The organism is Streptomyces sp. P17 (assembly GCF_032436805.1).
In the GTDB taxonomy this organism is placed as follows: Bacteria; Actinomycetota; Actinomycetes; order Streptomycetales; family Streptomycetaceae; genus Streptomyces.
Map to the genome: position 1 here is coordinate 1 of NZ_JAVRBF010000322.1, position 467 is coordinate 467.

Sequence of the window (467 nt, forward strand, 5' to 3'; positions counted from 1 at the left end):
GTCCGTCGACCGGGCCCCCTCGCGCTGTCCCCCGCCCTGCCCATACCCCCCGCGATACCCCCAGATCCCCCGCCCACAAGGTCGGACACCCAGTACCACCCCCGCCCCCCCGGCAGGTCCCGCGGCGCCACGGGGGCGCCCCACCGGGGGGCAGTACCCGGGGGGGCGCACCACGGTGGTAGCGATGAGAGTGCTCATCACAGCACCTTCACGGCCATCGACAGGTTCGCGTTCGCGAGGACCGGCAGCGCGATCGCGTCTCCGACCACCTCGGCGATCATCGGCACCGTCTGATGCCGCCACAGCCCTGCGACGAGACCCGGCATCTCCGCATCGACGAGCGAGAACTTCGGATCGGTCGCGGTCAGGGTCTGACCCCAGAACGTGGCCCCGAGCTCGGTCCCGTTGTAGTCATCGATGGCGGTCGGCTCCGGCAGGAAAAGCCGCGTGTCGTCAGGGATGACGCG

Annotated in this window: 1 pseudogene; it reads right to left on the reverse strand. The window is 71.1% G+C overall.

Annotated features, from left to right (window positions below):
• Nucleotides 1-197: 197 nt before the first annotated feature.
• Nucleotides 198-467, reverse strand: a pseudogene (locus RMT89_RS41090) (hypothetical protein); the annotation flags it as partial.